Here is a 23,183-nt window from a genome sequence, read left to right as displayed (position 1 = left end):
ATTATATACTTTTTTTACTTAAATAGAGTTGTATAAAAAACAATAGTTCTAAATGACTAGAAGAAGAATTTTTTATACTTTTTTAATGCTGGTTGTTGGTTTTATAGGCTATTTCTTCTATATGCTTTATTTGAGTCCTAGTTCTAATCTAAGGCCTGTTTATTTAATACCTAAAGATGCAGTTTTTTTAGTTGAGACCCAAGAACCGGTTGAGAACTGGGATAAGATTAGAGAAAGTGAAGTATGGAGGCATTTACAAAACAACAATTACTTCTCTGAACTAACATCAAATATTCAAAAAGTAGATACCATTTTCCATAAGAAGAAAAGACTATTTGAACTTTTTGGGGCACGTTCACTGGTATTTTCTATTCACATGTACCGACCTAAGGAATACGGTATTTTTTATGTAGTTGATCTTAAAAAAATCGCAAAGTTAAAACTCTTAAAGTCCTACTTTGATACACTTTTAGATGATGATTATGTTTTAAGTAAAAGAACATACAAAGAGCACGAGATCATTGAGCTTTATGATAAGAGAACAAAAGAAACATTACATATTTCTTTTATCCAAAATCAGCTAATTGCCTCTTACGTGCATACATTGGTCGAAGCTAGTATCGATCAACACAAAGAGCCTCACATAGGAAGAGAATTAGATTTTATTGAAATTAAGAAAAGAACCGGGTATGCAGATATGTTCAGGTTGTTTATCCAGTATAATTATATAGATGAGTACATAGGGTATTTTTCAGATAAAAAAAATGCCTTGGGTGAGGTTTTAAGTCAAAGACTTGCATTTTCTGGATTCACGCTAGATCTAAAATCTAACAACACCATCATAGCAAACGGATCTACAAACTTAAATCAGTCAAATGTTGCATATCTAAAAGCACTTCAAAAATCTGGAATTTCCAAGAGATCAGCGGCTTCCGTACTTCCAAAACGATCAGCTATTTATATGAGTTTTGGTTTTGAGAATTTCACAGAATTGTATTCAAACTTTGAACAATTGCTCAAGGAAGATCATGAGGCATATAAAACCTATCAAGAGAATTATGAGCAAATTGAGCGTTTGTTGAAAATTAATATTCAAGAGCACTTTATGAGTTGGATAGATGATGAGGTAGCTTTTTTACAGGTACAACCAACTGCCAAAAAACAAACTAACAATATTGCGCTTTTACTTAAAGCGAATGATGTAAATAGCGCAAAGAAGAATCTTGGATTTATAATAAAACAAATTAAAAAACGAACACCGGTAAAATTTAAGCAATTAAATTATAAAGGACACGAGATCAATTTTTTGGCCATTAAGGGATTTTTTAAAGCACTTTTTGGTAACGCCTTTGAAAAATTAGAAAAGCCCTACTTTACGATAATCGAAGATTTTGTAGTGTTTAGTAACGAACCAACTACTTTAAAACATATTATCGATAGTTATGTGGCTAAAGAAACACTTAATACTTCTGAAGATTATTTACGTTTTGAGGAAAAGTTTAGAAGTAAATCAAGTGTTTTTACCTACATCAATACACCAGCTTTATATAAAAGTATTTATGCTTTAGCAGATGCCAAAACGAAAGTGCAAATAAATAAAAACAGAGATTTTATTATTTGCTTCCCGCAATTAGGGTTTCAATTAATTCCGTATGATGGACTATTTAAGAGTAAGCTGGTTGTTGAGTACCAAGATCCTAAAATAGTAGCTAGTAAAGAGCAATTTAAGATTGATGATTTGTATGGCCCGAGATTGAAAGGTAGTCATAACAATAGGCCCAATGCCATTTTGATAAAAGATGTTTTTGAAGTGAGTCCTATTTTTCCAGACGATCTCAATGCTAATGCGTATGTAAAGACTTACAATAATGGAAACGTACGCATTAAGGTTGCTCTAAAAGATGGTCAGAAGAATGGACGCTACTTTGAGTACTATAACAACGGGAATGTAATGTTAAAAGGAAGATTTAAGAAAGATAAGCAAGTGGGAACCTGGAGATATTATAATAGCGAAGGTGATCTTATTAAAAAGAAACGATTTTAATAAAAAAAGCAGCACTCTAGTGCTGCTTTTTTATCTAAAACTATATAATTAGTTTGTCTTTACAGGAACTGTTAATCTTGCTTTTTCCCAAGCAAAATTAATAGCGTTTTTACCAACACTAAACTCTAAAGATTCTTGGTTGTCTTTAACAAATTGAGGTTTAACATTTACTCTTAACGCATCTTCACTCTGCTTATAAGAATAGGCACCCCAGGCATCGTTCTTTTTATTAAAGATAACCACCCAGTTATCATCCTTTTTCGGAATAATAAAGAAGCCATATTTACCAGCTTTTAGTGTTTTACCATCTATTGTTACATCATTGTCGAAATTAACTGTGGTATTTTCATTTGCACCAGCGCGCCATTCATCATCATACTTCACCAAACTGCCCCAAATCGTTCTATTTTTTACGTAAGGTGAACCGTAATCTACCGTTACAACTACATCATTAATATTCCCCGTAGCATTTTTTCTAGGGCTTTTTTGTGCACATGCAACCGACGTTACAAGTACAAAACATAGTAAAAAACTTAGTTTTCTCATCTTTAGATTTTAAAATTATATTTAGTATCTGTCGTTTTTTGCTAAAAAGCTTACTAAAATTATTTAGAAGACCATTCAGCAATAGATTCTTTATTCATTTTAACCCAGTTAGCATTGCCAGCTTCCTCAGCGCCTTTTAATGATTCTTTAGCGGCAGCGATGGCTTCTTTTTTCTTACCTAATCCAGCTAAAATCAAAGCTTTTTCGCGTTTCATCCACCAGGCTTTATCATTCATGGTAACAGCCTTGTTTATCCAAGTTAATGCTTGGTTAAGGTCTTTACCATTATTTCTGTAGTAACCAGCAGAAACATAATAATCTTGAGCAGAAGGACCTGCCATTATTTTGGTAATACTTTCAGAGGCCTTAGCATCAGTTGGAACATTGAATGGAACGCCTACATATACATCTTCCCATAACATACCTAATGTAGCTCCGTCATTCTTTAGGTCATCGAACGTCATAGTAAATGTTTGTATTGGCATTGGCATTTTTTGCACCGGTACAATTGCCGTTAGTGCTACTTTAGCATCACTCCATTCTTGAGGAACTCCAAATCCTTCATGGTCTTTATAAAAATATACCTTCCATTTATCAGCATTAGGCTTCGTAATAATAGCATAAGTACCTTTCTTTAATGTATCACCATTAATAGTGATGTCATCTTTAAAAGTGACTTTCGTTCTTGCGTTGGCTCCAGTTCTCCATAATTGATCATAAGGAACAAGTTCGCCAAAAATTTTTCTTCCTTTCATAGAAGGACGAGAATATTCTACAACCACATCCGTTAATCCCACAGTTTGCTTAAGCTTAGATGATGGACTAGGAGCAGGTGTTTGTACTTGTGCATTCAAAGTAAACGCCGTCATAAATATTAGTACAAGTAAAGAGAATTTTTTAATCATGGTTTTTCTAATTTAGGTTATTATAGTTTCTCAAAGATACTACAAATTGAAACCAAGATTTATTGCTTTAACGTTTATTTAACTATATCTACGTTTACGTAAATAAGAAAAAATAAATCCGAATAAAGCTAGAAGAACTAAGGGTAAAACCACATTAATAAGTTGCCATTTGCTTTTCTCAGCAAATGCCTTTTGTTTATCTAAAAATTGAAGCTTAATTGTTTTTGATCTTAAATTGATTAAACCAGAATCGTCTAATAAATAATTAATAGCATTTAATAAAAAAGTAGCGTTTCCATAACGGAGATTTGTCCATTTATCCAAACCGAGTTCAAGAGGCTGTCCTTGATGGACTTGATTGGCAATGATATCTCCATCTGCAATAACGATCATTTTATTAAAATCACTTCGATCTTTGAACTGTGTTGTTTCAAATGGCTTGATACGATTTCCATATGCTGATTTAAATTCACCCTCTAATAATACGCCCAAAATTTTATTCCCGTCATTATAATCTTCGGGAAGTGGTTTTTTGGAAACCTCTTCTAAAGAGATAATACTTGGAGATCCGATAGACTTAGACAAAGCAGAACTCTGCAGTAAGACGGTTTTTTTAACACCATTTTGTAATGTATCTATAGAATTCACAAACCGAAGGTTAACGAGATCAATATTCGTTGTAATTGAGTGATTATTCTTTGAAGTTATTACAGGGTGATATTGCCATAAAAAATCTTGGTATTGTGTTCTGTTACCAACCTGTCCGGCAGCCAAACGAATGGTTGAGCTGTACATGTCTTTAACGAGATCATAATTTAGTCGTACACCATAACTAAAGAGCAAGTCTGTAATATCGAGATCCCTATTAAATGCTAAAGATTGTCCGTTTTGCATTAAGCTATCAAGTTCGGCAACTACATTATCAACCAGCCATAATGATTTCCCGCCATTAGTAATGTATTGATCTAAAGTAAACTTTTCTTGATCTGAAAATTTTTCGGTTGGTTTAGCAATAATGGTAAGGTCATAATCAGTTAGTTTCTGCAATGTCTTTTGCGGGTTTTGAGAAACAGAATCTAGTGTAAACGGAGCCAAGCGATAATACTGACTTAGTTTTCTTAAAAAACTAGCGAGGTAAATATCATCTAGTTCACCATTCCCTTTCAAAACAGCCACAGTTTGTTTCTTTTCTGATGAAACCTTGTGAAAAGCATCGGCAAAAGCATATTCTAAATTTTGAATAGAACCTTGTAATTGCGCCTCTTGAGAGTCAGTAGATTGATTTGAAAGCAAGTTTACATTTTCTTTTTTGTCTTTATATTCAATCGTAGCCCATGGAAAGATTACAGCTTCTGATACTTTTCCATCTTCCTGAACTGACAAACGACTTGGTTGTAGTCCTTGTTTAATTAAATCTTCGGCTTGATCAAGAGGTTCTATAAAACGAAATTTTATATTATTGTTTTGCGCTCTTAATTCTTCTAAATGTTGCTTAGTTTCTGTTTGTAAACGCTTAAATTCAGATGGAAAATCACCTTGAAGATATACCTTTACAATTGCAGTTTCATTAACAGCATCTAAAACATTCTCGGTGGTTTTTGATAGCGTATAGCGTTTGTCACTTGTTAAGTCAAAACGTTTATAAAAGCTGTTTACTACAACATTAAGTATTACCAAAACGGCCAATAATAGGAATGCCTTTAATTGCTTTTTCATTACTTCTGCTCGATTTTTAATTTTGTTAGAAATAAAAAGAAAACGGTAATGCTTACGAAATAAATTAGGTCACGCGTATCAATAACACCTCTTGAAATACTATTAAAATGTTCTTTCATTCCTAAATTTTGAATACCATTAAGAATGTTTAGGTCTGCCAAAGCTTCAAATCCGTAATACATAAAAAATGAAATGATTACTGCAAGGATAAAAGCAACAATTTGGTTATTTGATAGTGTTGAAGTGAATAGCCCTATTGACGTATAGGCACTGGCTAAAAATAATAGACCTATATACGAACCAATTGTGCTTCCAGTGTCTATATTTCCAGTAGGATTTCCTAGTTTAACAATACTAAACACATAAATTAAAGTAGGAATTAAAGCTAAAATAATTAGTGTGAGTGCTCCAGCATATTTTCCTAATACGATCTGCCAATCGGTCAAAGGTTTGGTTTTTAAAATTTCAATAGTACCTAATCTAAATTCGTCTGAAAAACTTCGCATGGTAATGGCAGGAATCAAAAATAGAAAAAACCAGGGAGTAGTATAAAAGAATGCATTGAGGTCTGCAAATCCTGCATTTAAAATATTGAACTCTCCTTTAAATACCCATAAAAAAAGACCGTTAACAAGTAAAAAAACGGCAATGACCAAATAGCCTATGGGTGAGGCGAAAAATGAATTAAGTTCTTTTTTTAATATTGCTAACATATCATTGTACTATTGGTTGCCATACCTCTTTAGCTGGTTTTTTGCCTGTTAAGATTTCAAGAATTTCTAAGAAAAAGACGTTTTCATCTTTTCCGCTATCACTGATCATTTTTTTAAATGTAGCTCGAGACATTTTAAAAAGGGCTGTTAAGTCGATTTTCCAAATGCCTTCTTCCTTATAAAAGTGAAAGAAAAATGGCGTTTTTTGACCATTGTAAATAAATACCGCCTTGGCAAAATCATTGTTTACTTTTGTTTCACCTATTGTATTGCTAAGAACACTATTTTTTCCCACCATGCCTTCTTTTATAGCGTATAAGAGAAGGGCTTTACCATCAAATGATAAAATATCTTCCTTACTAGTTCTATGTCTAATAGATAAAACCATTAACTTATCTAATACACCTAAATTTACAACTTCTATTGAGTCTGCTTTTTTGGTAGTTTCTAAAATCTCAGAATAATAGTTTATAGTTCGAGAGTCTACATATTTAACGGCTTCTTCGCCATTGTCATTTAAAATGGCTTCTTTATAAGCTTCAAAAGAATTTACAATTTGTTGATGATCACTTTCTTGTGAATATCCTTTAAAAAGGATTATACATAAACAAAAAATTAAACTTATTCTTTTCATAAATTATAATATTGACACCAACTTATCAACGCTCCAAGCTTCCGGTTTATCATTAAACATAGGTTTTGTTGTTGCCCAAACACCTTTGAATAGATTAGAGTTTCTATAGTTTTCTAAATCTTGTTCGGTTTTCCAGTAACTATACGTGAAAAATATGTTTGTATTCGTTTTATCTCTGTATAATTCTAAAAATTCGCAGCCTTCAAAAGCCCGGATTTTATCTTTTACCAAATCAAAATTCGTAAGAAAATTTGTCACTTTTTCTGATTGAAAGCTCATTTTTACAATTCGTACAAACATACTATTTAAATCTTACAGTTATAGTATCACGATAATCCAATCCTAAAAGGCTTGAAGCTCCACCTACCGTTTTTAAATTACTCTTATAAATGGCTATTTCAAGAAAGTTGGCCGAATTGAAAATGGCCAGCTTTTTACCATCATCAAGCCTGTTTTCTGGAGGAATGTTATAATTAACTACCTCATTATATTTTCTGAAAATTTTTGTAAAAGAATAATTTCTAGCAATTACTTCATAGTCACGACCTTTACCTATTTCGTTAAATAATTTTTTGCTTATGTTGCTTATTACATTTCCATAATTATCAATATAAATAACACTTCCAACAATTTGGGTTTTATCATCATTAATGTAGGGATGTACTTCTGTTAACTGTTTATAATTGGCAATTTCTTTACCTATAACATCTAATGTTCCCCCTCTAGCGATGTGACAGGCCACTTTAACAAATACGTCTAATACATTAAAACTACTAATAATGGCATCATGTATGGTGATCTCTACAAGTTTTTCGGGATTTATTTCTGAGGCGATCATTGAGATCACACCGTTATCCGGACAAATAAAATAATGATCATCAAGCTTTAGTGCAATATGTTTGTTTTCCACACTTAATTCAGAATCTACACCAATAATATGAATGCTTCCTTTTGGAAAGTTTTGATAAACGTTTTTAACAATATATGCCGTTTCGGTGATGTTAAATGGAGATACCTCATGTGAAATATCTATTACATTAACATTGTCTAACTCACTGAAAATAGCGCCTTTAATTGTGCCTACAAAATGATCTTTAGTGCCAAAATCTGTGGTTAGGGTTATTAAAGGCATTTGTTAATTATTTCCGAGGTTGTTAAGTGGTTTGAATTAGATTTTGTTTAACTTTATTGTGCAAATCTAATGATTTATAGATTACAATTTTGCAGATTATAAGCTAGTTTTAAACATATAATAAACATTAAATAAAACCATTTGAACGAAAGAATTATTGAATTAACCGAAATCAATCCAAAAGATTTTTTCGGTACACAAAACAGTAACATTGAGCAGCTAAAAAAGTACTTTCCTAAAATCAAGGTAGTTGCCCGTGGAAGTAAGATTAAAATTTACGGTGAAAAAGAGCTTTTAGATGAATTTGAAATGCGTTTAAAAATGCTGGTAGAACATTTTAATCGCTATAATAAATTAGATGAAAATAGTATCGAACGTTTGTTGACCACTACAGAAAATGATGACAAAAGCTCAAAAAGAGCAGGTGATGTTTTAGTACATGGGGTAAGTGGTAAACTTATCAAAGCCCAGACTGCTAATCAACGTAGAATGGTTGATGCTATTGTAGAAAATGACTTACTGTTTGCTGTAGGCCCTGCAGGTACTGGTAAAACTTATACAGCTGTTGCTTTAGCAGTAAAGGCATTAAAGGAAAAAGAAGTACGCAGAATTATCCTAACTAGGCCTGCTGTTGAGTCTGGTGAAAACCTAGGATTTTTGCCTGGAGATCTAAAAGAAAAGTTAGATCCATATATGCAACCTTTATATGATGCCTTGCGAGATATGATAGCTCCAGAAAAATTACAGGCATATTTAGAGTCTGGAGTAATTCAAATCGCTCCTTTGGCTTTTATGAGAGGTCGTACATTAGATAACGCTTTTGTTATTTTAGATGAAGCTCAAAATACTACACATGCTCAAATGAAAATGTTCTTAACCCGGATGGGCAAACATGCGAAGTTTGTGATTACCGGAGACCCCGGACAAATTGATCTTCCTCGTAAACAAATTTCCGGTTTGAAAGAAGCACTATTGGCTTTAAAAGATATTAATGGTGTTGCGATGGTCTATCTTGATGATAAAGACGTAATTCGCCATAAATTGGTAAAGAAAATTATTTCTGCATATAAAGGTATCGAAACGGATTAGTTTTTTAGTTGTGAATCATTAGACGATGGTTTACTTTTGCGGTTTTCAACACAACTATAAAATGAATACAATAAATAAGACCGATTTTAACTTCCCTAAACAAAAATCGGTTTACAGAGGTAAGGTTCGAGAAGTTTATAATATCAATGATGATCTCTTGGTCATGGTTGCTACAGACAGGCTCTCGGCTTTTGATGTGATTATGCCTAGGCAAATACCTTATAAAGGGCAAATTTTAAATCAAATTGCATCTAAAATGATGCAAGCTACTGCAGATATTGTTCCTAATTGGATACTTGCTACTCCAGATCCGAACGTGGCTGTTGGTTATTTATGTGAGCCATTTAAAGTTGAAATGGTAATTCGTGGATATTTATCGGGTCATGCAGCACGCGAGTATAAAGCAGGTAAAAGAATACTTTGTGGAGTTTCAATGCCTGATGAAATGAAGGAAAATGATAAATTTCCTCAACCTATAATTACTCCTGCTACGAAGGCTGAAGAAGGAGCACATGATGAAGATATTTCACGTCAAGATATTATTGCGAAAGGAATTGTTTCTGAAGAAGATTATAAGATTTTAGAAGATTATACGTATAAATTATTTGAACGCGGAACCGAAATAGCAGCTGAAAGAGGATTGATTTTGGTAGATACTAAATATGAATTTGGTAAAACAAAAGATGGGAAAATCGTATTGATTGATGAAATACACACTCCAGACTCTTCGCGTTATTTCTATGCCGATGGCTATGAAGAACGTCAGGCTAGAGGAGAGGCACAAAAGCAGCTTTCCAAAGAGTTTGTACGTCAGTGGTTAATAGCAAATAACTTTCAAGGTAAAAAAGGGCAGGTAATTCCTGAAATGTCTGATGAAAAGATATATGAGATTTCAGATCGGTATATTGAACTTTATGAAAATATTACTGGTGAACGCTTTGTAAAAGCCGATTTGTCAAATCTTACAAAGCGCATCAACGATAATGTTGTTAATTATTTACAATCTCAAACTGTGGCTTAGCTTGTAAGATTCCCAACTCAATCATACACTTTTTCATTTCTTGATAGGTGCGTTCTATATTATTATCTAAGCCTATTGAAAAGCGGATTAAACCATCAGATAAGCCCATCTCGGTTTGCTCATCTTCCGGTATTTCTGATGAAGTTCCTGTGCCCGGCGCGTTGAATAAAGTTTTATAAAAACCTAAACTCACCGCCAGATACCCTAGATTGCGCTCCTGCATTAGTTCCATAAACTCATTGGCCTTATCTAAAGATCCAACATCGATTGCCAACATGCCCCCAAAACCATATTCTTCGTTGTACATAGTTTTGAATAATCCATGTTGCTTATGATCTTTTAAGCCTGGATAGCTAATTTTAATGCCATCTTGCTGAAATTTTTCGGCTAGAAACAATGCATTTTCACTATGCTTTTTAATTCTAATGTGTAACGTTCTTAAGTTTTTCAAAACACTTGAAGCACGTAAACTGTCCATAACTGGACCAAGTAACATGGAAGCTCCATCGTTTACATTACGCAAATCGTTAATAAAATCTTGAGTTCCACAAACAACGCCACCTACAGTATCACTAGAACCGTTGATAAATTTTGTTAATGAATGAATAACCACATCTGCACCTAATTGCGCTGGAGAAATATTTAATGGCGAGAATGTATTATCTACTACCAATTTTAAATTGTACTTTTTAGCTAGTTTAGCTAAACCAGGAATATCTGCTACTTCTAATAAAGGGTTGCTTACGGTTTCACAGTAGATCACTTTCGTGTTTTTATTGATGGCGGCTTCAACCTTTTCTAAATTCGTAATATCTACAAATGTGTTTTCAATATTGAATTTTGGCACAAAATTTTTAAGAAATGCATAGGTTCCCCCATATATAGTGCGAGCAGAAACAATATGATCACCTGCGTTACAAAGCTGTAATAGTACTGGAGTGATGGCTCCCATGCCAGAAGCCGATACATTTGCAGTTTCAGTACCTTCCATAGCTGCCAAAGCTTCACCTAGATACAAATTACTAGGGCTGCTATGTCTTGAGTATAAATAGCAACCTTCTGAATTGCCTTCAAATGTGTCTGACATTGATTTGGCAGCCATAAAGGTGTAGGTTGATGAGTCAGATATTGAAGGGTTTACACCTCCAAATTCTCCAAAGTATTGTAGATCTTGAATTTTGTCAGCTGGTTTAAATTTCATTGGTGTTATTTTTCTACAAATAACTTAAAATTTAGTTTTTTTGTCAATGATAGGTGTAATATTTAGATTATTTATCTATATTGTTGTGATTTTATGTAAATTGTATCTGATATTACTTACTTAATTAGAAAAAAATAGAAAATATTTCGGTTATGCAGTTTGACGAAATAGATAGAAAGCTACTTTTATTGTTACAAACGAATAGTAAAGCCACTACTAAGAAGCTGTCAATGGACTTAAGTTTATCTGTAACAGCGGTCTATGAACGAATTAAGAAGCTAGAGAAAGCTGGTGTTATAGAGAAGTATGTTGCGGTATTAAATAAAGAAAAGGTTGGTAAGGCTTTTGTTGTTTTTTGCCACTTGAAGTTGGTTCAACATAGCAATGAGTATTTAACGAAATTTGAATCAGATGTAGTGCAATTAGATGAGGTGTTGGAGTGCTATAATGTAAGTGGCGAATATGATTATATATTAAAAATAGTAGTTAAGAATATGAAGGCCTACCGTGAGTTCATGAATACTAAACTTACCAAGTTGAATCATATAGGCAGTACGCATAGTATTTTTATAATTAGCGAGCTCAAGAACAGTACAGAAATTTTAATGTAAAAAATCCGGCAGAAAGCCGGATTTAGTTTAGTTACTTTTTTACGCTTATTTTTTTGCTTTTACCCCAACAGTGATTATAATATCATCATAGATTAATTTATTTTTCAAATTGTCAAAAAATTTACCAGATCTAAATTTAATATCCCACTTTGTTCTATCTATTTTGAATTCTCCTGTTTTAAGCAATATTTCATTGCCGTTATTAGATATATCGGCTAAAAAATTTACATCATTTGTTATTCCTTTTATAGTTAGCTGTCCTTTAACAAGTGTCTTGCCATTTTTGGCTTCGCTGCCAGTTATATTGTAGCTGCCGGTAGCGTAATTTGCTACGTCAAAAAAATCTTTTGAACTTAAGTGATCTACTAATTTTTTATTGTTCTTACCGGGCTTAATATCTAATACTTTAATGGTATTCATATCTATAGTGAAGTTTCCGCCTATTAGTTCGTTACCTTCAAAGACAAAATTTCCTTTTGAAAGAGATAAAGTACCATCATGTGTTTTACCGGGTCTTGATGCTGCCCAAGTAATAGTCGATTCTTCTACAACGGCATCGAAAGTTTCTGATTCTATTGCTTTAAAAGACATAAGAATTATGCTTGCTGCTAAAAGTGGAATTATTATTTTTTTCATCTCGAATATGTTTAGTTGTTTAGATAGTTAATCAGTCGTATTTTTTTTGATTGATTACATTTTAAAATAAGAGCATAAAAAAAACATCCTAATCATTGATCAGGATGTTTTTAAATTATTAAACTTTTAAAAGTTAATTCTTTAGCTCTTGTTTAACGCTATCAAATTCAGACTGCCCTTCTTCTTTTGGCCAGCTATTATTCGACATATCTATATCTGCGGTTTCAAGATCTGGGTCAACCACAATATTTTTAATACGTTTTGCAGTAGCATAGGTTTTTTTAACTTCTTTGTCGCTTTTGTTCCATAACTGAGCTGGATACTTTTTGCGCTCTTTGGTTCCATCTTCATATGTAATGTCAACAATTAGAGGTAATACTAAGCCACCTGGTTTTTCATAGGTAACCTCATAAAAATAATTAGGAGCTTCTTTTAACTGAGCTTTTTCCTCTTCAGATAAGGATGCTAAATAGTCATTTAACATGTTAAAATCACCCACTTTCTTGGCGTTTTTATCTTTAGACGGATCACCTTCAGCGAAATAAACTAATTTATCTTTATATTCATCTAAGTTCATATTATAGCGTTTCGCTATATCTTTTGCTTTTTCTGTTGGTTGATCGGTTAAATAATAAGATTTTACAGATTTAACGCCCATGTCGTTGTAATCAGTAGTGTAGAACCATCCTCTCCAAAACCAATCAAGATCCATCGCTGAGGCATCCTCCATGGTTCTAAAGAAATCAGCAGGAGTGGGGTGTTTAAACATCCATCTTTTTGAGTATGTTCTAAAAGCGTAATCAAATAATTCTGGACCCATGATAGTTTGTCTAAGCATCCATAAACCAGCTGCTGGCTTAGTATAAGCATTAGGGCCAAAATTATATACATTATCTCCTTGAGACATAATTGGAGATAATTGATCTTGATCAAGGCTCATATAGCGAATGATATCTCTAGGAAGATTACCAGTATTAAAATTTGGATCATAGTCATATTCAGCAATCATTTCAACGAATGAATTAATTCCTTCATCCATCCAAGTCCATTGACGCTCATCAGAATTTACAATCATAGGGAAGAAATTATGACCAATTTCATGCGTAATTACCCCAATCATTCCATTTTTTACCCTGTCAGAATATGTTCCATCAGGATTTGGTCTACCATAGTTAAAGCAAATCATAGGATATTCCATTCCTTGTCGTTTTGCATGTACAGAGATCGCTTTGCTATAAGGATAATCAAAGGTCATTTTAGAATATTCTTCTAAAGTATTTGCAACAACGCGAGTTGAATGTTCTTCCCACAATGGATTTCCTTCTTTAGGATATAATGAAACGGCCATAACGTTTTTTCCATTAATATTTACAGCCATTGCATCCCAAATATACTTGCGTGATGATGCGAATGCGAAATCACGTACATTCTTAGCATTGAAATGCCAGGTTTTTGTTTTATCGGTACTACCTTTTTCAGCTTTTTCGGCTTCTTCTTGAGTTACTATAAATACAGGCTTATCATAGGTTTTTCTTGCTACATCGAAACGCTTACGTTGTTCTCTGGTCAATACATCTTTTTCATTTTGAAGTTCACCAGTTGCATCAACAACATGATCAGCAGGTACGGTTAATTTCACATCGTAATCACCGAACTCTAAAGCCCATTCACTGCGACCCCAGAATTGCATGTTTTGCCACCCTTCAACATTATCATAAACAGCTAAGCGAGGAAAGAATTGAGCAATTGTGTAATTGTTATTCCCATCAGGAAATGCTTCATAACCAGAACGCCCGCCAATTTCCACATAAGGAGGAATATTATACCACCACTTTATCTTAAAGACAAATTTCTCTCCAGATGCTAACGGCTTTGGTAAATTGATACGCATCATGGTTCTGTTAACAGTATGTGATAACGGAGACCCGTCAGCATTTTGTACATAATCTATTTTAAACCCTCCTTCAAAAGGTTTCTTTAAATTATTCTTGGTAAAAGTTATTGGGCCATTAAATGCATTGTCGCCCATACTACTTGGCCTAGCATCTGGTGTCTTTGAGTCGGGAGCTCTCATATTTTGATCTAATTGTACCCATAAATACTCTAGATTATCTTTTGAATTATTATGGTATGTAATAACTTCATCACCATAAATACGGCTCTTTTTTTCATCTAATGCAATATTCATTACATAGTCAACCTTTTGCTGGGTATATTCATGACCAGGAGCCCCAGAAGCAGTTCTTTGAGAGTTTGGAGTAGGTAACTCTTGTTTTAACTGTCTAAATTTATTGATGTTAATATGCCCTGGTTTTCTCTCTTTTTTTTCTTCTTGTTCTTGGGCAAAAGCAACAGAAGTTACGAGTAGAAAGGATAGTACTAAATAGCCTAATTTTCTCATTCTTAATATTTATTTATTAGTTGAGCGAAAATACTTATTTAAGAGGGATTTGATAAAAAACAGCTAAAATTTTAACATATCTTTATCATTTCTAATGGTGAAAATAAATGACTTCTTCTTATTATTAATGTTTAATTTGATAATATTTTGCTGGTCCTCAAATAACTCCATCAGTACTTTATTTTGAATTTCAATGGATTCAATAGTGGCAATATTTTCAATTTCTATATAGATTTTTGTTTCATCGGCATCGTATTTTTTACCCAAATATTTATAAGGCTTCAGCTCATTATTTATTGTTATTAAGAACTTGTCTTTCAGGTAGTTTGAAATAAATTGATCTGCATTTGATAGTTCTTTGTCGGTATCTAATTCTGCTTTTATTGAAAATTGTTTATCAAGTCCGTTCTGCAAATCATCCGTAAAAACACGCATAATAATTTGTAGCGACTTTGACTTTTCTGAATATTCAATCTTTGTGAAGCTAATGTAATATTTATGTGCCGCAAATGCGAATAAAGGAATCGTTAGAAATAAAAGAAAATGTTTTCTAGTTACATTCATTAGTAATTTTTAGAATTGTAAACATAAAGCATTTTGCAAATAGTATTCCAAAAAAATTAATTTTTAATTAGTTTAAGATAAGGGTCACGTTCTCGAAAGAAGATTTCTATAAGTTCTAAATGTCTATCTTCATTATAGAGAATAACAATATCATTTTTTAAACAATAATCAATAAACCCATTAATTTCTTTAGAAGGGATGCCAATGGTGTAAATGAAGAAATCGTCTTTAAAATGCAAACGTATGTTTTTTGCTGTTTTTAAATTTAAAGCATTGATTTTATCTTCTTGCAAGAGCTTTTTAAGTTTTCGATCTTTTTTCCGTTCACCAGATAGTACGTAATACAAATTATCAATTCCACCGGCTCCGCCAATTAAGGTTGTTAAAATTACTATCGGTACGCTAGCTTTTGAATGACCATCTAATCTGGCATCTAATATTGTTTTTGGTTTTTTATCGGCGTTTGGCAAGTTTAATCTTTTTGCAACGCTTATTGGTTTTATAACTACTTCTTCAAGTTGATTAATTCTTGGTTCTAACTTAATAATTACTTGAAGTTTTTGAATATCAATTTCTGAAACAATTCTTCGGTAAATTTCAAATTGTACCGCTGAGAAAATCAATGTATCATTTACCTTAATCGGAATAGCGAAGTCTCCGTATTGATTAGAAATTGTTCCTTTTTGAGTTGTTTTATTAACAATATGAATTCTATTTACCGATAAAGAATCGCTTACTATTTTACCATGCATGATTCTTCGATTACCTTGAGCTGCGGCAGCTAATGATGCCAGTAATAAAAGAAGGAATAGATTGTTTTTCATTTTAATGACTTGGTTAATTTTGACTTCTTATAAAGATGATAGTTTTACCACATCTTTCTTGCCAAACTCGTTGAGTTCCACATTTTTTTGCTCTAGTTATTCCTTTATTAATTCTAGATATTGATCTCGTTCTTGAATAAATATTTCAATTATTTCTAAAAACCTATTTTCAGTAAAAAGAATTGCAATATTATTTTTGAGACAATAGTCTATGAAATCATCTATTTTTTCTGAAGGAATATCAATAGTGTCGATAAAAAAGTCGTCTTTAAAATGTGATTTGATCTTTCGTACAACTTTAACATCTTGTTCTTTGATCTTATCTTCAAGCATTATTTTTTGAAGTTTTCTATCTCTTTTTCTTTTACCTGAAAATAAATAATAGAGATTGTCAATGCCTCCGCGTTGATTTAATAAAGCAGCAAGAACAACTACTGGCACTTTAGATTTATTATGAGCATTAATCCTATTTTCTATTCTGTTTAATGGCTTTTTATTTGCATTGGGTAGATTAATGGCTTTGGTAATATTCACCGATTTTACAATTACTTCTTCCAGTTCATTTATTAATGGATTTAATTTAAAGGCTAACTGCAGCTTTTGTAAATCAGCTTTCGAAATAATGTATTCAAAAGTTTCAAATTGTATACCCGAAAAAAGCAATGTGTCGTTAATCATGACAGGTATTGCAAAATCACCATGCTTATTTGTATAGGTGCCTTTTTGAGAAGTTTTATTTACAACATGAATCTTATTTATTGATAAGGAATCGTTTATAATTTTGCCGTGTAAAACTTTTCTGTCTTTTTGAGAAGAACATAAAAAACCTACAAAGAGAAAAAAGAAGAGAAGTAATTTTCTAATCATAGGCAATTGATTTCTTACAAATTACGCATTAACGATCACAAATAATCATTAAAATTACCCTAAACTTTTGTTAAAGGTTTACCTTTGAATTTTTCTTAAAAGTGATATGAAGAATTTAATACTTGCAAGCACTTCTACGGTTTATGGAAGCGATTATTTAGAATACTTATCAAATGAATTAAGTGAGCTCTATAATAGTGTGAAAGAAATTGTGTTTATTCCTTATGCAAGACCAAGCGGAATCACTTGGGCTGAATATACCAAGATCGTTACCAAAGCATTTTCTAAGATGCATATTTCGGTTAAAGGAATTCATGAATTTGATGATGCTGATATGGCCATTAAAAATGCAAAGGGGCTTTTTGTTGGAGGTGGAAATACCTTTGTATTGGTGAACGAATTATATAAAAGAAATTTAATTAACGTTCTTAAAAATGCCATTGAAAATGGCACTCCCTATCTAGGCACAAGTGCCGGAAGCAATATTTGCGGGGTAACAATGAAAACAACGAATGATATGCCAATCGTAAAGCCTTCAAGTTTTGAAACAATGGGGATTATTCCTTATAATATAAATGCACATTATCTAGATCCAGATCCAAATTCTAAGCATAAAGGAGAAACGAGAGAAATTAGAATCAAGGAGTTTCATTGTTACAACGATACTCCGGTAATAGGCTTGAGGGAAGGAAGCTGGTTAGAAGTTAAAAATAACGAAATTACACTACGAGGTAATTTAACGGCGAGATTCTTTAGAAAAGGCCATGATCCTATAGAGCTATCTCCAGAAACTGAATTAATGAAGTTAACGCATTGAGTCTTTCTCTATAGAAAGCATCTCTAATTCGAGCGAAATCTCTTTTGAGAACTCACTTTTTTTAACTTCATTTGAAAGAAGAGAATATAATTGAGCGACGGTATCTTTAGGGAAATCTTGATTTTTAAGTAAAGAATGCAAAACCATTGATGCTACAAATGATTTTGGATTATTTTTTATGAAATCAACGCTAAAATCGTTTTTTTCATCGTTTATAATTTTCATTTGCATATTAATTTCGGCGAGCTTTTCACTATTGTTTTCGGCCCGGGCTTTTTGAAATTGAAAAAACAATTCATTCATCTTTAAAGAAATATCCCTTGACTTCTTCTTGTAGCCATTAAGTTGCTCATTTAACATAGTGCCAATCACTCTTGCATATGTAAGATTTTTAAGATCAGAACTAATGTTTATCGTCCCTTTCTCAATAATTGGAAATATACCTTGTTTATATCCGTCAATGAAGATTCCGTAAACGGCAGGAGAATTAATAGTTCCCGAAAATGTAGCTTTTTGATTTTTTATGAATGTTGAGTCTAAACCAATTGTTAAATAACCTTCTTGTTTCCTTAAAACAACTTTTTGACCATCTTCAGTTTTGGTAATATTTAAGTTTACAACAAAATTGTTTTTATTTTGAGCAATTTCTGACCTTTTTGCACATGACAAAGCTAGTAATATCAAAAAAATATAGATTAGTTTTTTCTTCATATAAAACATTGAGTAAAAGTAATTAAATGTTTAAAAAGAAATATCTTGCTATGATCATGTTTTAATGAGCTCTAGGATTAAAAAAGGCTGCTTGTTATTAACAAAAAATGCAGTTTATTAACAAAAGTCAACCGTTTATTAAAAATATAAAGAAACTTCAGATTTCCTTAAGATTTCCAAAATACTTTCGCAGCGTTTTTCATAGACAAATTAGGTGTAATAATCAATAGAACAATTTATTATATATTTTTTCGTTTTAAGAAGAACGTCGCTAAGAAAAGAAAATCCGTTCATTTATTAATTGTATCCCCTTGATACCTATAAAGCCTTGCGTTTTATTGTTGTTGAGCGTGGTATATATTGCTAAATGATAAACTATTAATAACGAACAAATAATTATTAATTATTTATCAAGGGTTTACTATGAGTAAAAAATTATTTTCAATTGTATTTCTCCTCCTTACTATAAATATTGTATTTGCTAATACGACACCAGTTCTATCTAATTTTAGGGTTGAAGATTCTGAAAAAAGTAGAGTTTATTTTGATAGTAGCTTACCACTTTCTGGTACATCAGCTACAGCAAATGGTTTTATAATAACTGGTAAGACAGTGAGTTCTATCACATTGAGTGATGGCCAAACTACAGGGCATTATCTTACTGTGTCGTCTGCATTTGATTACTGGGATAATAATACTGTCAGGTATGAAGGAGGAAGTAACATAGGTATTCATAATTTTACGTTACAGTACATAGAGAATAACATAGTTGAGCCCAGTTCTTCAGTGATTCGTTATGCATCGGTTAATGGTTCAGGGAATCACGATGGAACTAGTGAATCAAATGCATGGACATTAAAAGAAGCACAGTCAAATTCTGCTCCTGGTATGACAATTTATGTAAAGGCCGGTGATTATGGAAATGAACAATTGTTGTTAAGTGGAAAAGGAGCCACTGCTTCGACACCTATTAAATTTATTGGTTATAAATCAACGCCTGGTGATATCACAGATTATTACTATAAGTATGGAGTAAATACTGCACTAGATGTTACAGAGATGCCAACACTTGATAATACCGTAAGAAATGGGTTACAAGGTATGGTTAGAATAAGAACCAATTATGTTATTATAAGAAATTTTCAAGCTACTGAGGGTAGATTTAATTTTATGATTAATGGCCCGAGAGAAGGAGTAATATTTGACAATTGTATTTCAAAGAACACAATTAGTACAACTTCTGGTTTTGATTTTACGTCTGTTGGTACTAGACGAGGAAGAGTTACTAATTCATTAAGTATAAATGCTGAAATGGCAGGGATTCATATTGCTGGAGACTATAATTTAGTCTCAGATTGTGAAGTATATAGTGATGAATTATCTGGTGGGCCGGCTTCTGATTATTATATTTTTGCTGATGGAGATTATAATATTTTTAGGAACTCTTATACCGAAAGAGTTGTTGAAGATACTCATGGTGGACATGGTATAGGTTTAAAAAGTGATAATCAAACAACTTTAAATAGCGTTACTTATAATTTAATTGAAAACTGTACTTCTGTAGGATCTGATGCAGGAATGGAATTAAGACATGCGGAGGTTGCCTATAATGTGGTGCGATCTTGTAAGTTTTTACAAGGAAATATATCATGGAACGCTACATATTCCGTTTCTGGGCCAGTAATTAGAGATGGTGCTCATCATAATATAATTGAAAATTGTTATATAGAGGGGGCTAAAAACGGAGTGAGATTTAGAGATAATGTAGAACAAGGTGCTCAACCTTCAGGAGAGCATAATAAAATCATAAATACAGTCTTTAATAACTGTAAGATTGGAATTTTTGCGACAAGACAGGGTGGAGGTAATGGAACCCTTAATAATAACGAGTTCATAAACTGTACATTTAATAATATGAGTGATGCATTATATAGTGATGCACTTCACTTGATGGGTAATAACACAAACCGTCTAATTAATTGTATAATCAATGGGGCGCCAAAAAGAATGGATCAAGGTAATACCAGAGGATTTCCTACAGGATTTGTTGAAATCAATAATAATTACTGGAATTTTTGGGATACAAATGGAAGCGTGCCAACACCTGGCAATATAAATATGCCATCCAGCTCCTCAAACAATGTTTCACATGACCCTGAATTTATAAATCCTTCAGGTAAAGATTTTCATTTGCAACCTACTTCGGCAATTAAAGATTTGGGTACAACAAATAATAGTGTATTATATGATGCTGATGGAATTGAAAGGTATGATGGTAAATATTCTATTGGGGCTTATGAAGATACTGCTCCCAGAGTAGGATCTGTTTCACCTACCTCTGCAACAATTTGTGAAGGTGAAAGTATTACACTAGTTGCATCTGGTGGTACTTCTTATACTTGGAATACAGGGGATACAACAGAGACTATAACGGTTAATCCTACAAATACAACAACGTACAACGTAACTATTTCTGATGGCACAAACTCAGATTCTCATGATATTGAAGTAACTGTTAATTCGGCTCCAACGGTAGATGCTGGTATCGATGAAACAATTTGTGAGGGTGAGACTGTAACCCTAACAGCATCGGGAAACGGAGATTTTCTTTGGAGCACTGGAGATACAACGGCTAGTATTACGGTAAACCCCACAAGTACTACAACTTATTCGGTTACTGCAAGTAATTCATGTAGCACAACCGCAACAGATGATGTAATAGTAACTGTAAATCCTAGCGTAACAGCTGATGCCGGTGCAGATCAAACTATTTGCGATGGTGAGAATGTTACGCTTACGGCAACAGGTACAGGTCCATTTACTTGGAATACCGGTGAAACTACAGCAAGCATTACTGTAAATCCTACAACAACAACAACATATACAGTTAGTGCAACTAATGGAAATTGCTCTGCGTCAGACGATGTAATAGTAACAGTCAACACGGTCCCAACGGTGAATGCAGGATCAGATGAGACTATTTGTGAAGGTGAAACGGTTACTTTAACTGCAACGGGAAACGGAGATTTTCTATGGAATACTGGTGAAACTACAGCTAGTATTACCGTAAGCCCGACTACCACGACAACCTATTCGGTTACTGCGAGTAATTCATGTAGTACAACTGCAACAGATGATGTGATAGTAACCGTAAATCCAGGAGTAACAGCGGATGCCGGATCTGATGTTTCAATCTGTCAAGGAGAAAGTGTTACTTTAACGGCTACCGGTACAGGTCCATTTACTTGGAATACTGGCGAAACTACAGCTAGTATTACTGTAAATCCATCAAATACAACAACGTATACGGTAAATGCATCAAACGGAAATTGTTCAGCTTCAGATGACGTAACAGTAACGGTAAATACACCTCCAACAGTAAATGCTGGTTCAGATCAGACTATTTGTGAAGGTGAAACAGTTACCTTAACTGCAACTGGAAATGGAAACTTCTTATGGAGCACAGGAGATACAACGGCTAGTATTACAGTAAATCCAACTACTACTACAACATATACGGTTACAACAAGTAATTCGTGTAGTACTACTGCAACAGATGATGTTATAGTAACCGTAAATCCTGGAGTAACGGCAGATGCTGGATCAGATGTTTCTATTTGCGAAGGAGAAAGTGTTACTTTAACAGCAACGGGTTCAGGTCCATTTACTTGGAATACAGGTGAAACTACAGCGAGTATTACTGTAAATCCGGCAAATACCACTGTTTATACGGTGAGTGCAACAAACGGAAACTGCTCGGCTTCCGATGATGTGACTGTAACTGTTACCACTTCACCAACAGTAAATGCAGGTGCCGATCAAACGATTTGTGAAGGCGATAGTATTATGCTTACTGCAACTGGTAGTGGAGATTTTCTATGGAGTACAGGTGAAACTACAGCAAGTATTACGGTAAGTCCTGCTACTACTACTACATATTCAGTTACGGCAACTTCTCAAGGATGTCAAAGTACGGCTGTAGATTATGTAGATGTGATTGTTGGAGAGAGCCCTAACTTATCTGCAACAGATAATGTAACTATTCAAGAAGGAGAAACAGTTACGCTAAATGCAACAGGGAACGGTGCTTTTAAATGGAATACTGGTGAAGATACGGCAAGTATTACTGTAAACCCTTCCGTAACTACTAATTATACAGTTACTTTAACGGCAAATGGCGGGTGTTCAGAGAAAAAGACGATAACAGTAACAGTTATTGAATCTTCAGATGGAGGTCAGATTGTTGCATATGCCGGAGAAGATATTTCTATTTGTTCTGGAGATGAAATTGTTTTAACGGCTTCGGGAGGAGATAATTACCTATGGAGTACAGGTGAAACAGAGCAAAGTATAAAAGTAAATCCTAACGAATCAACGGTTTATTCAGTTTTGGTCTCGAAAGAAGGTTATTCAGATACGGCTTATGTAAAAGTAACGGTAGATGGCTCATGTACATCATTAGAAAAGGAAATGGTGGTGTATCCAAATCCCACGGAAGGACTTGTCAATATCGATCTAGTTGGTTATGAAAAAAATACAGAAATTCAAATATATAATCTGAATGGAGTAATGGTTTATTCTTACGATTTAAAGAATGATCAATCAGTAACTCAGATTAAACATAAAATTAATCTTTCAAATTTCACTAAGGGAATATATCTTTTAAGGCTATTTAATCAAGGGAAGGCCCAAACGAAGAAGATTATTGTGATGTAAGCACATGATAATTTAGTAAACTTTTATATGAATTT

20 protein-coding genes are annotated in these 23,183 nt (G+C 33.2%); 6 read left to right on the top strand and 14 right to left on the bottom strand.

Annotated features, from left to right (window positions below):
• Positions 1-52: 52 nt before the first annotated feature.
• A complete protein-coding gene (locus AC1EUU_RS06345) occupies positions 53-2,044 on the top strand; it encodes a DUF3352 domain-containing protein (protein WP_480200545.1) in 1,992 nt (663 codons plus the stop codon).
• 48 nt (positions 2,045-2,092) lie between these two features.
• Here AC1EUU_RS06345 and AC1EUU_RS06340 read toward each other — a convergent pair whose 3' ends face one another.
• From AC1EUU_RS06340 to AC1EUU_RS06310, 7 genes are all read right to left on the bottom strand, one after another.
• Complete coding sequence (locus AC1EUU_RS06340; protein WP_480200544.1) at positions 2,093-2,590, bottom strand: DUF2911 domain-containing protein; 498 nt, start codon at positions 2,588-2,590, stop codon at positions 2,093-2,095.
• 59 nt (positions 2,591-2,649) lie between these two features.
• Complete coding sequence (locus tag AC1EUU_RS06335) at positions 2,650-3,495, bottom strand: DUF2911 domain-containing protein (protein WP_480200543.1); 846 nt, start codon at positions 3,493-3,495, stop codon at positions 2,650-2,652.
• 78 nt (positions 3,496-3,573) lie between these two features.
• The gene (gene gldG / locus AC1EUU_RS06330; protein ID WP_480200542.1) at positions 3,574-5,211 is read right to left on the bottom strand and encodes a gliding motility-associated ABC transporter substrate-binding protein GldG; all 1,638 of its coding nucleotides are present in this window, start codon (positions 5,209-5,211) and stop codon (positions 3,574-3,576) included.
• Positions 5,211-5,924 (bottom strand): gliding motility-associated ABC transporter permease subunit GldF, encoded by a 714-nt coding sequence (gene gldF, locus AC1EUU_RS06325; protein ID WP_480200541.1) that lies wholly within the window; start codon positions 5,922-5,924, stop codon positions 5,211-5,213. The genes gldG and gldF overlap by 1 nt, the downstream gene beginning before the upstream one ends.
• A 1-nt stretch (position 5,925) precedes the next feature.
• Entirely contained in the window at positions 5,926-6,558 is a 633-nt protein-coding gene (locus AC1EUU_RS06320) for a hypothetical protein (RefSeq protein ID WP_480200540.1), read from the bottom strand.
• A 3-nt stretch (positions 6,559-6,561) separates the two neighbouring features.
• On the bottom strand, positions 6,562-6,858 hold the full coding sequence (locus AC1EUU_RS06315; protein WP_480200539.1) for a putative quinol monooxygenase: 297 nt from the start codon (positions 6,856-6,858) through the stop codon (positions 6,562-6,564).
• A 1-nt stretch (position 6,859) separates the two neighbouring features.
• Positions 6,860-7,690 carry an SAM hydrolase/SAM-dependent halogenase family protein gene (locus AC1EUU_RS06310; protein WP_480200538.1) on the bottom strand — a complete coding sequence of 277 codons (831 nt, stop codon included), beginning with the start codon at positions 7,688-7,690 and terminating at the stop codon, positions 6,860-6,862.
• A gap of 141 nt (positions 7,691-7,831) precedes the next feature.
• On the opposite strand from AC1EUU_RS06310, the gene AC1EUU_RS06305 reads away from it, so the two are divergent.
• Together AC1EUU_RS06305 and AC1EUU_RS06300 are read left to right on the top strand one after the other, a co-directional pair.
• The gene (locus AC1EUU_RS06305) at positions 7,832-8,779 is read left to right on the top strand and encodes a PhoH family protein (protein WP_480200537.1); all 948 of its coding nucleotides are present in this window, start codon (positions 7,832-7,834) and stop codon (positions 8,777-8,779) included.
• Positions 8,780-8,840: 61 nt separating this feature from the next.
• A complete protein-coding gene (locus tag AC1EUU_RS06300) occupies positions 8,841-9,800 on the top strand; it encodes a phosphoribosylaminoimidazolesuccinocarboxamide synthase (RefSeq protein ID WP_480200536.1) in 960 nt (319 codons plus the stop codon).
• Here AC1EUU_RS06300 and AC1EUU_RS06295 read toward each other — a convergent pair.
• A complete protein-coding gene (locus tag AC1EUU_RS06295; RefSeq protein ID WP_480200535.1) occupies positions 9,769-11,001 on the bottom strand; it encodes an aminotransferase class V-fold PLP-dependent enzyme in 1,233 nt (410 codons plus the stop codon). The two genes, AC1EUU_RS06300 and AC1EUU_RS06295, sit on opposite strands and share 32 nt — an antisense overlap.
• A gap of 152 nt (positions 11,002-11,153) precedes the next feature.
• Between AC1EUU_RS06295 and AC1EUU_RS06290 the strand changes: the two genes are divergently transcribed.
• Positions 11,154-11,612 (top strand): Lrp/AsnC family transcriptional regulator, encoded by a 459-nt coding sequence (locus AC1EUU_RS06290; RefSeq protein ID WP_480200534.1) that lies wholly within the window; start codon positions 11,154-11,156, stop codon positions 11,610-11,612.
• A 45-nt stretch (positions 11,613-11,657) separates the two neighbouring features.
• On the opposite strand, the gene AC1EUU_RS06285 is transcribed toward AC1EUU_RS06290, so the two are convergent.
• From AC1EUU_RS06285 to AC1EUU_RS06265, 5 genes are all read right to left on the bottom strand, one after another.
• Entirely contained in the window at positions 11,658-12,248 is a 591-nt protein-coding gene (locus AC1EUU_RS06285) for a YceI family protein (RefSeq protein ID WP_480200533.1), read from the bottom strand.
• A gap of 133 nt (positions 12,249-12,381) precedes the next feature.
• Positions 12,382-14,649: a M1 family metallopeptidase gene (locus AC1EUU_RS06280; RefSeq protein ID WP_480200532.1), complete on the bottom strand. Its 2,268-nt coding sequence runs from the start codon at positions 14,647-14,649 to the stop codon at positions 12,382-12,384.
• A 63-nt stretch (positions 14,650-14,712) separates the two neighbouring features.
• Positions 14,713-15,213 (bottom strand): DUF6702 family protein, encoded by a 501-nt coding sequence (locus tag AC1EUU_RS06275; protein ID WP_480200531.1) that lies wholly within the window; start codon positions 15,211-15,213, stop codon positions 14,713-14,715.
• A gap of 56 nt (positions 15,214-15,269) precedes the next feature.
• A complete protein-coding gene (locus AC1EUU_RS06270; RefSeq protein WP_480200530.1) occupies positions 15,270-16,037 on the bottom strand; it encodes a carboxypeptidase-like regulatory domain-containing protein in 768 nt (255 codons plus the stop codon).
• Positions 16,038-16,133: 96 nt separating this feature from the next.
• Positions 16,134-16,904: a carboxypeptidase-like regulatory domain-containing protein gene (locus tag AC1EUU_RS06265; protein ID WP_480200529.1), complete on the bottom strand. Its 771-nt coding sequence runs from the start codon at positions 16,902-16,904 to the stop codon at positions 16,134-16,136.
• A 106-nt stretch (positions 16,905-17,010) separates the two neighbouring features.
• On the opposite strand from AC1EUU_RS06265, the gene pepE reads away from it, so the two are divergent.
• Positions 17,011-17,721 (top strand): dipeptidase PepE, encoded by a 711-nt coding sequence (gene pepE, locus AC1EUU_RS06260; RefSeq protein ID WP_480200528.1) that lies wholly within the window; start codon positions 17,011-17,013, stop codon positions 17,719-17,721.
• Here pepE and AC1EUU_RS06255 read toward each other — a convergent pair.
• A complete protein-coding gene (locus tag AC1EUU_RS06255) occupies positions 17,710-18,432 on the bottom strand; it encodes a DUF4369 domain-containing protein (protein WP_480200527.1) in 723 nt (240 codons plus the stop codon). The genes pepE and AC1EUU_RS06255 overlap by 12 nt on opposite strands.
• Positions 18,433-18,855: 423 nt before the next feature.
• On the opposite strand from AC1EUU_RS06255, the gene AC1EUU_RS06250 reads away from it, so the two are divergent.
• Positions 18,856-23,148 carry a T9SS type A sorting domain-containing protein gene (locus AC1EUU_RS06250; RefSeq protein WP_480200526.1) on the top strand — a complete coding sequence of 1,431 codons (4,293 nt, stop codon included), beginning with the start codon at positions 18,856-18,858 and terminating at the stop codon, positions 23,146-23,148.
• Positions 23,149-23,183: the final 35 nt, after the last annotated feature.

The sequence above is a fragment of the Maritimimonas sp. 2205BS37-2 genome, from assembly GCF_056591755.1.
This window is presented reverse-complemented; position numbering and strand designations above follow the sequence as displayed.

Bases quoted from the DNA above. Each gene is read 5' to 3' on its own strand.
- AC1EUU_RS06335 (WP_480200543.1), bottom strand. From the start codon at position 3,495: ATGATTAAAAAATTCTCTTTACTTGTACTAATATTTATGACGGCGTTT.
- gldG (WP_480200542.1), bottom strand. From the start codon at position 5,211: ATGAAAAAGCAATTAAAGGCATTCCTATTATTGGCCGTTTTGGTAATA.
- AC1EUU_RS06275 (WP_480200531.1), bottom strand. From the start codon at position 15,213: ATGAATGTAACTAGAAAACATTTTCTTTTATTTCTAACGATTCCTTTA.
- AC1EUU_RS06345 (WP_480200545.1), top strand. From the start codon at position 53: ATGACTAGAAGAAGAATTTTTTATACTTTTTTAATGCTGGTTGTTGGT.
- AC1EUU_RS06285 (WP_480200533.1), bottom strand. From the start codon at position 12,248: ATGAAAAAAATAATAATTCCACTTTTAGCAGCAAGCATAATTCTTATG.
- AC1EUU_RS06265 (WP_480200529.1), bottom strand. From the start codon at position 16,904: ATGATTAGAAAATTACTTCTCTTCTTTTTTCTCTTTGTAGGTTTTTTA.
- AC1EUU_RS06270 (WP_480200530.1), bottom strand. From the start codon at position 16,037: ATGAAAAACAATCTATTCCTTCTTTTATTACTGGCATCATTAGCTGCC.
- AC1EUU_RS06290 (WP_480200534.1), top strand. From the start codon at position 11,154: ATGCAGTTTGACGAAATAGATAGAAAGCTACTTTTATTGTTACAAACG.
- pepE (WP_480200528.1), top strand. From the start codon at position 17,011: ATGAAGAATTTAATACTTGCAAGCACTTCTACGGTTTATGGAAGCGAT.
- AC1EUU_RS06255 (WP_480200527.1), bottom strand. From the start codon at position 18,432: ATGAAGAAAAAACTAATCTATATTTTTTTGATATTACTAGCTTTGTCA.
- AC1EUU_RS06310 (WP_480200538.1), bottom strand. From the start codon at position 7,690: ATGCCTTTAATAACCCTAACCACAGATTTTGGCACTAAAGATCATTTT.
- gldF (WP_480200541.1), bottom strand. From the start codon at position 5,924: ATGTTAGCAATATTAAAAAAAGAACTTAATTCATTTTTCGCCTCACCC.
- AC1EUU_RS06280 (WP_480200532.1), bottom strand. From the start codon at position 14,649: ATGAGAAAATTAGGCTATTTAGTACTATCCTTTCTACTCGTAACTTCT.
- AC1EUU_RS06300 (WP_480200536.1), top strand. From the start codon at position 8,841: ATGAATACAATAAATAAGACCGATTTTAACTTCCCTAAACAAAAATCG.
- AC1EUU_RS06320 (WP_480200540.1), bottom strand. From the start codon at position 6,558: ATGAAAAGAATAAGTTTAATTTTTTGTTTATGTATAATCCTTTTTAAA.
- AC1EUU_RS06295 (WP_480200535.1), bottom strand. From the start codon at position 11,001: ATGAAATTTAAACCAGCTGACAAAATTCAAGATCTACAATACTTTGGA.
- AC1EUU_RS06315 (WP_480200539.1), bottom strand. From the start codon at position 6,858: ATGTTTGTACGAATTGTAAAAATGAGCTTTCAATCAGAAAAAGTGACA.
- AC1EUU_RS06250 (WP_480200526.1), top strand. From the start codon at position 18,856: ATGAGTAAAAAATTATTTTCAATTGTATTTCTCCTCCTTACTATAAAT.
- AC1EUU_RS06340 (WP_480200544.1), bottom strand. From the start codon at position 2,590: ATGAGAAAACTAAGTTTTTTACTATGTTTTGTACTTGTAACGTCGGTT.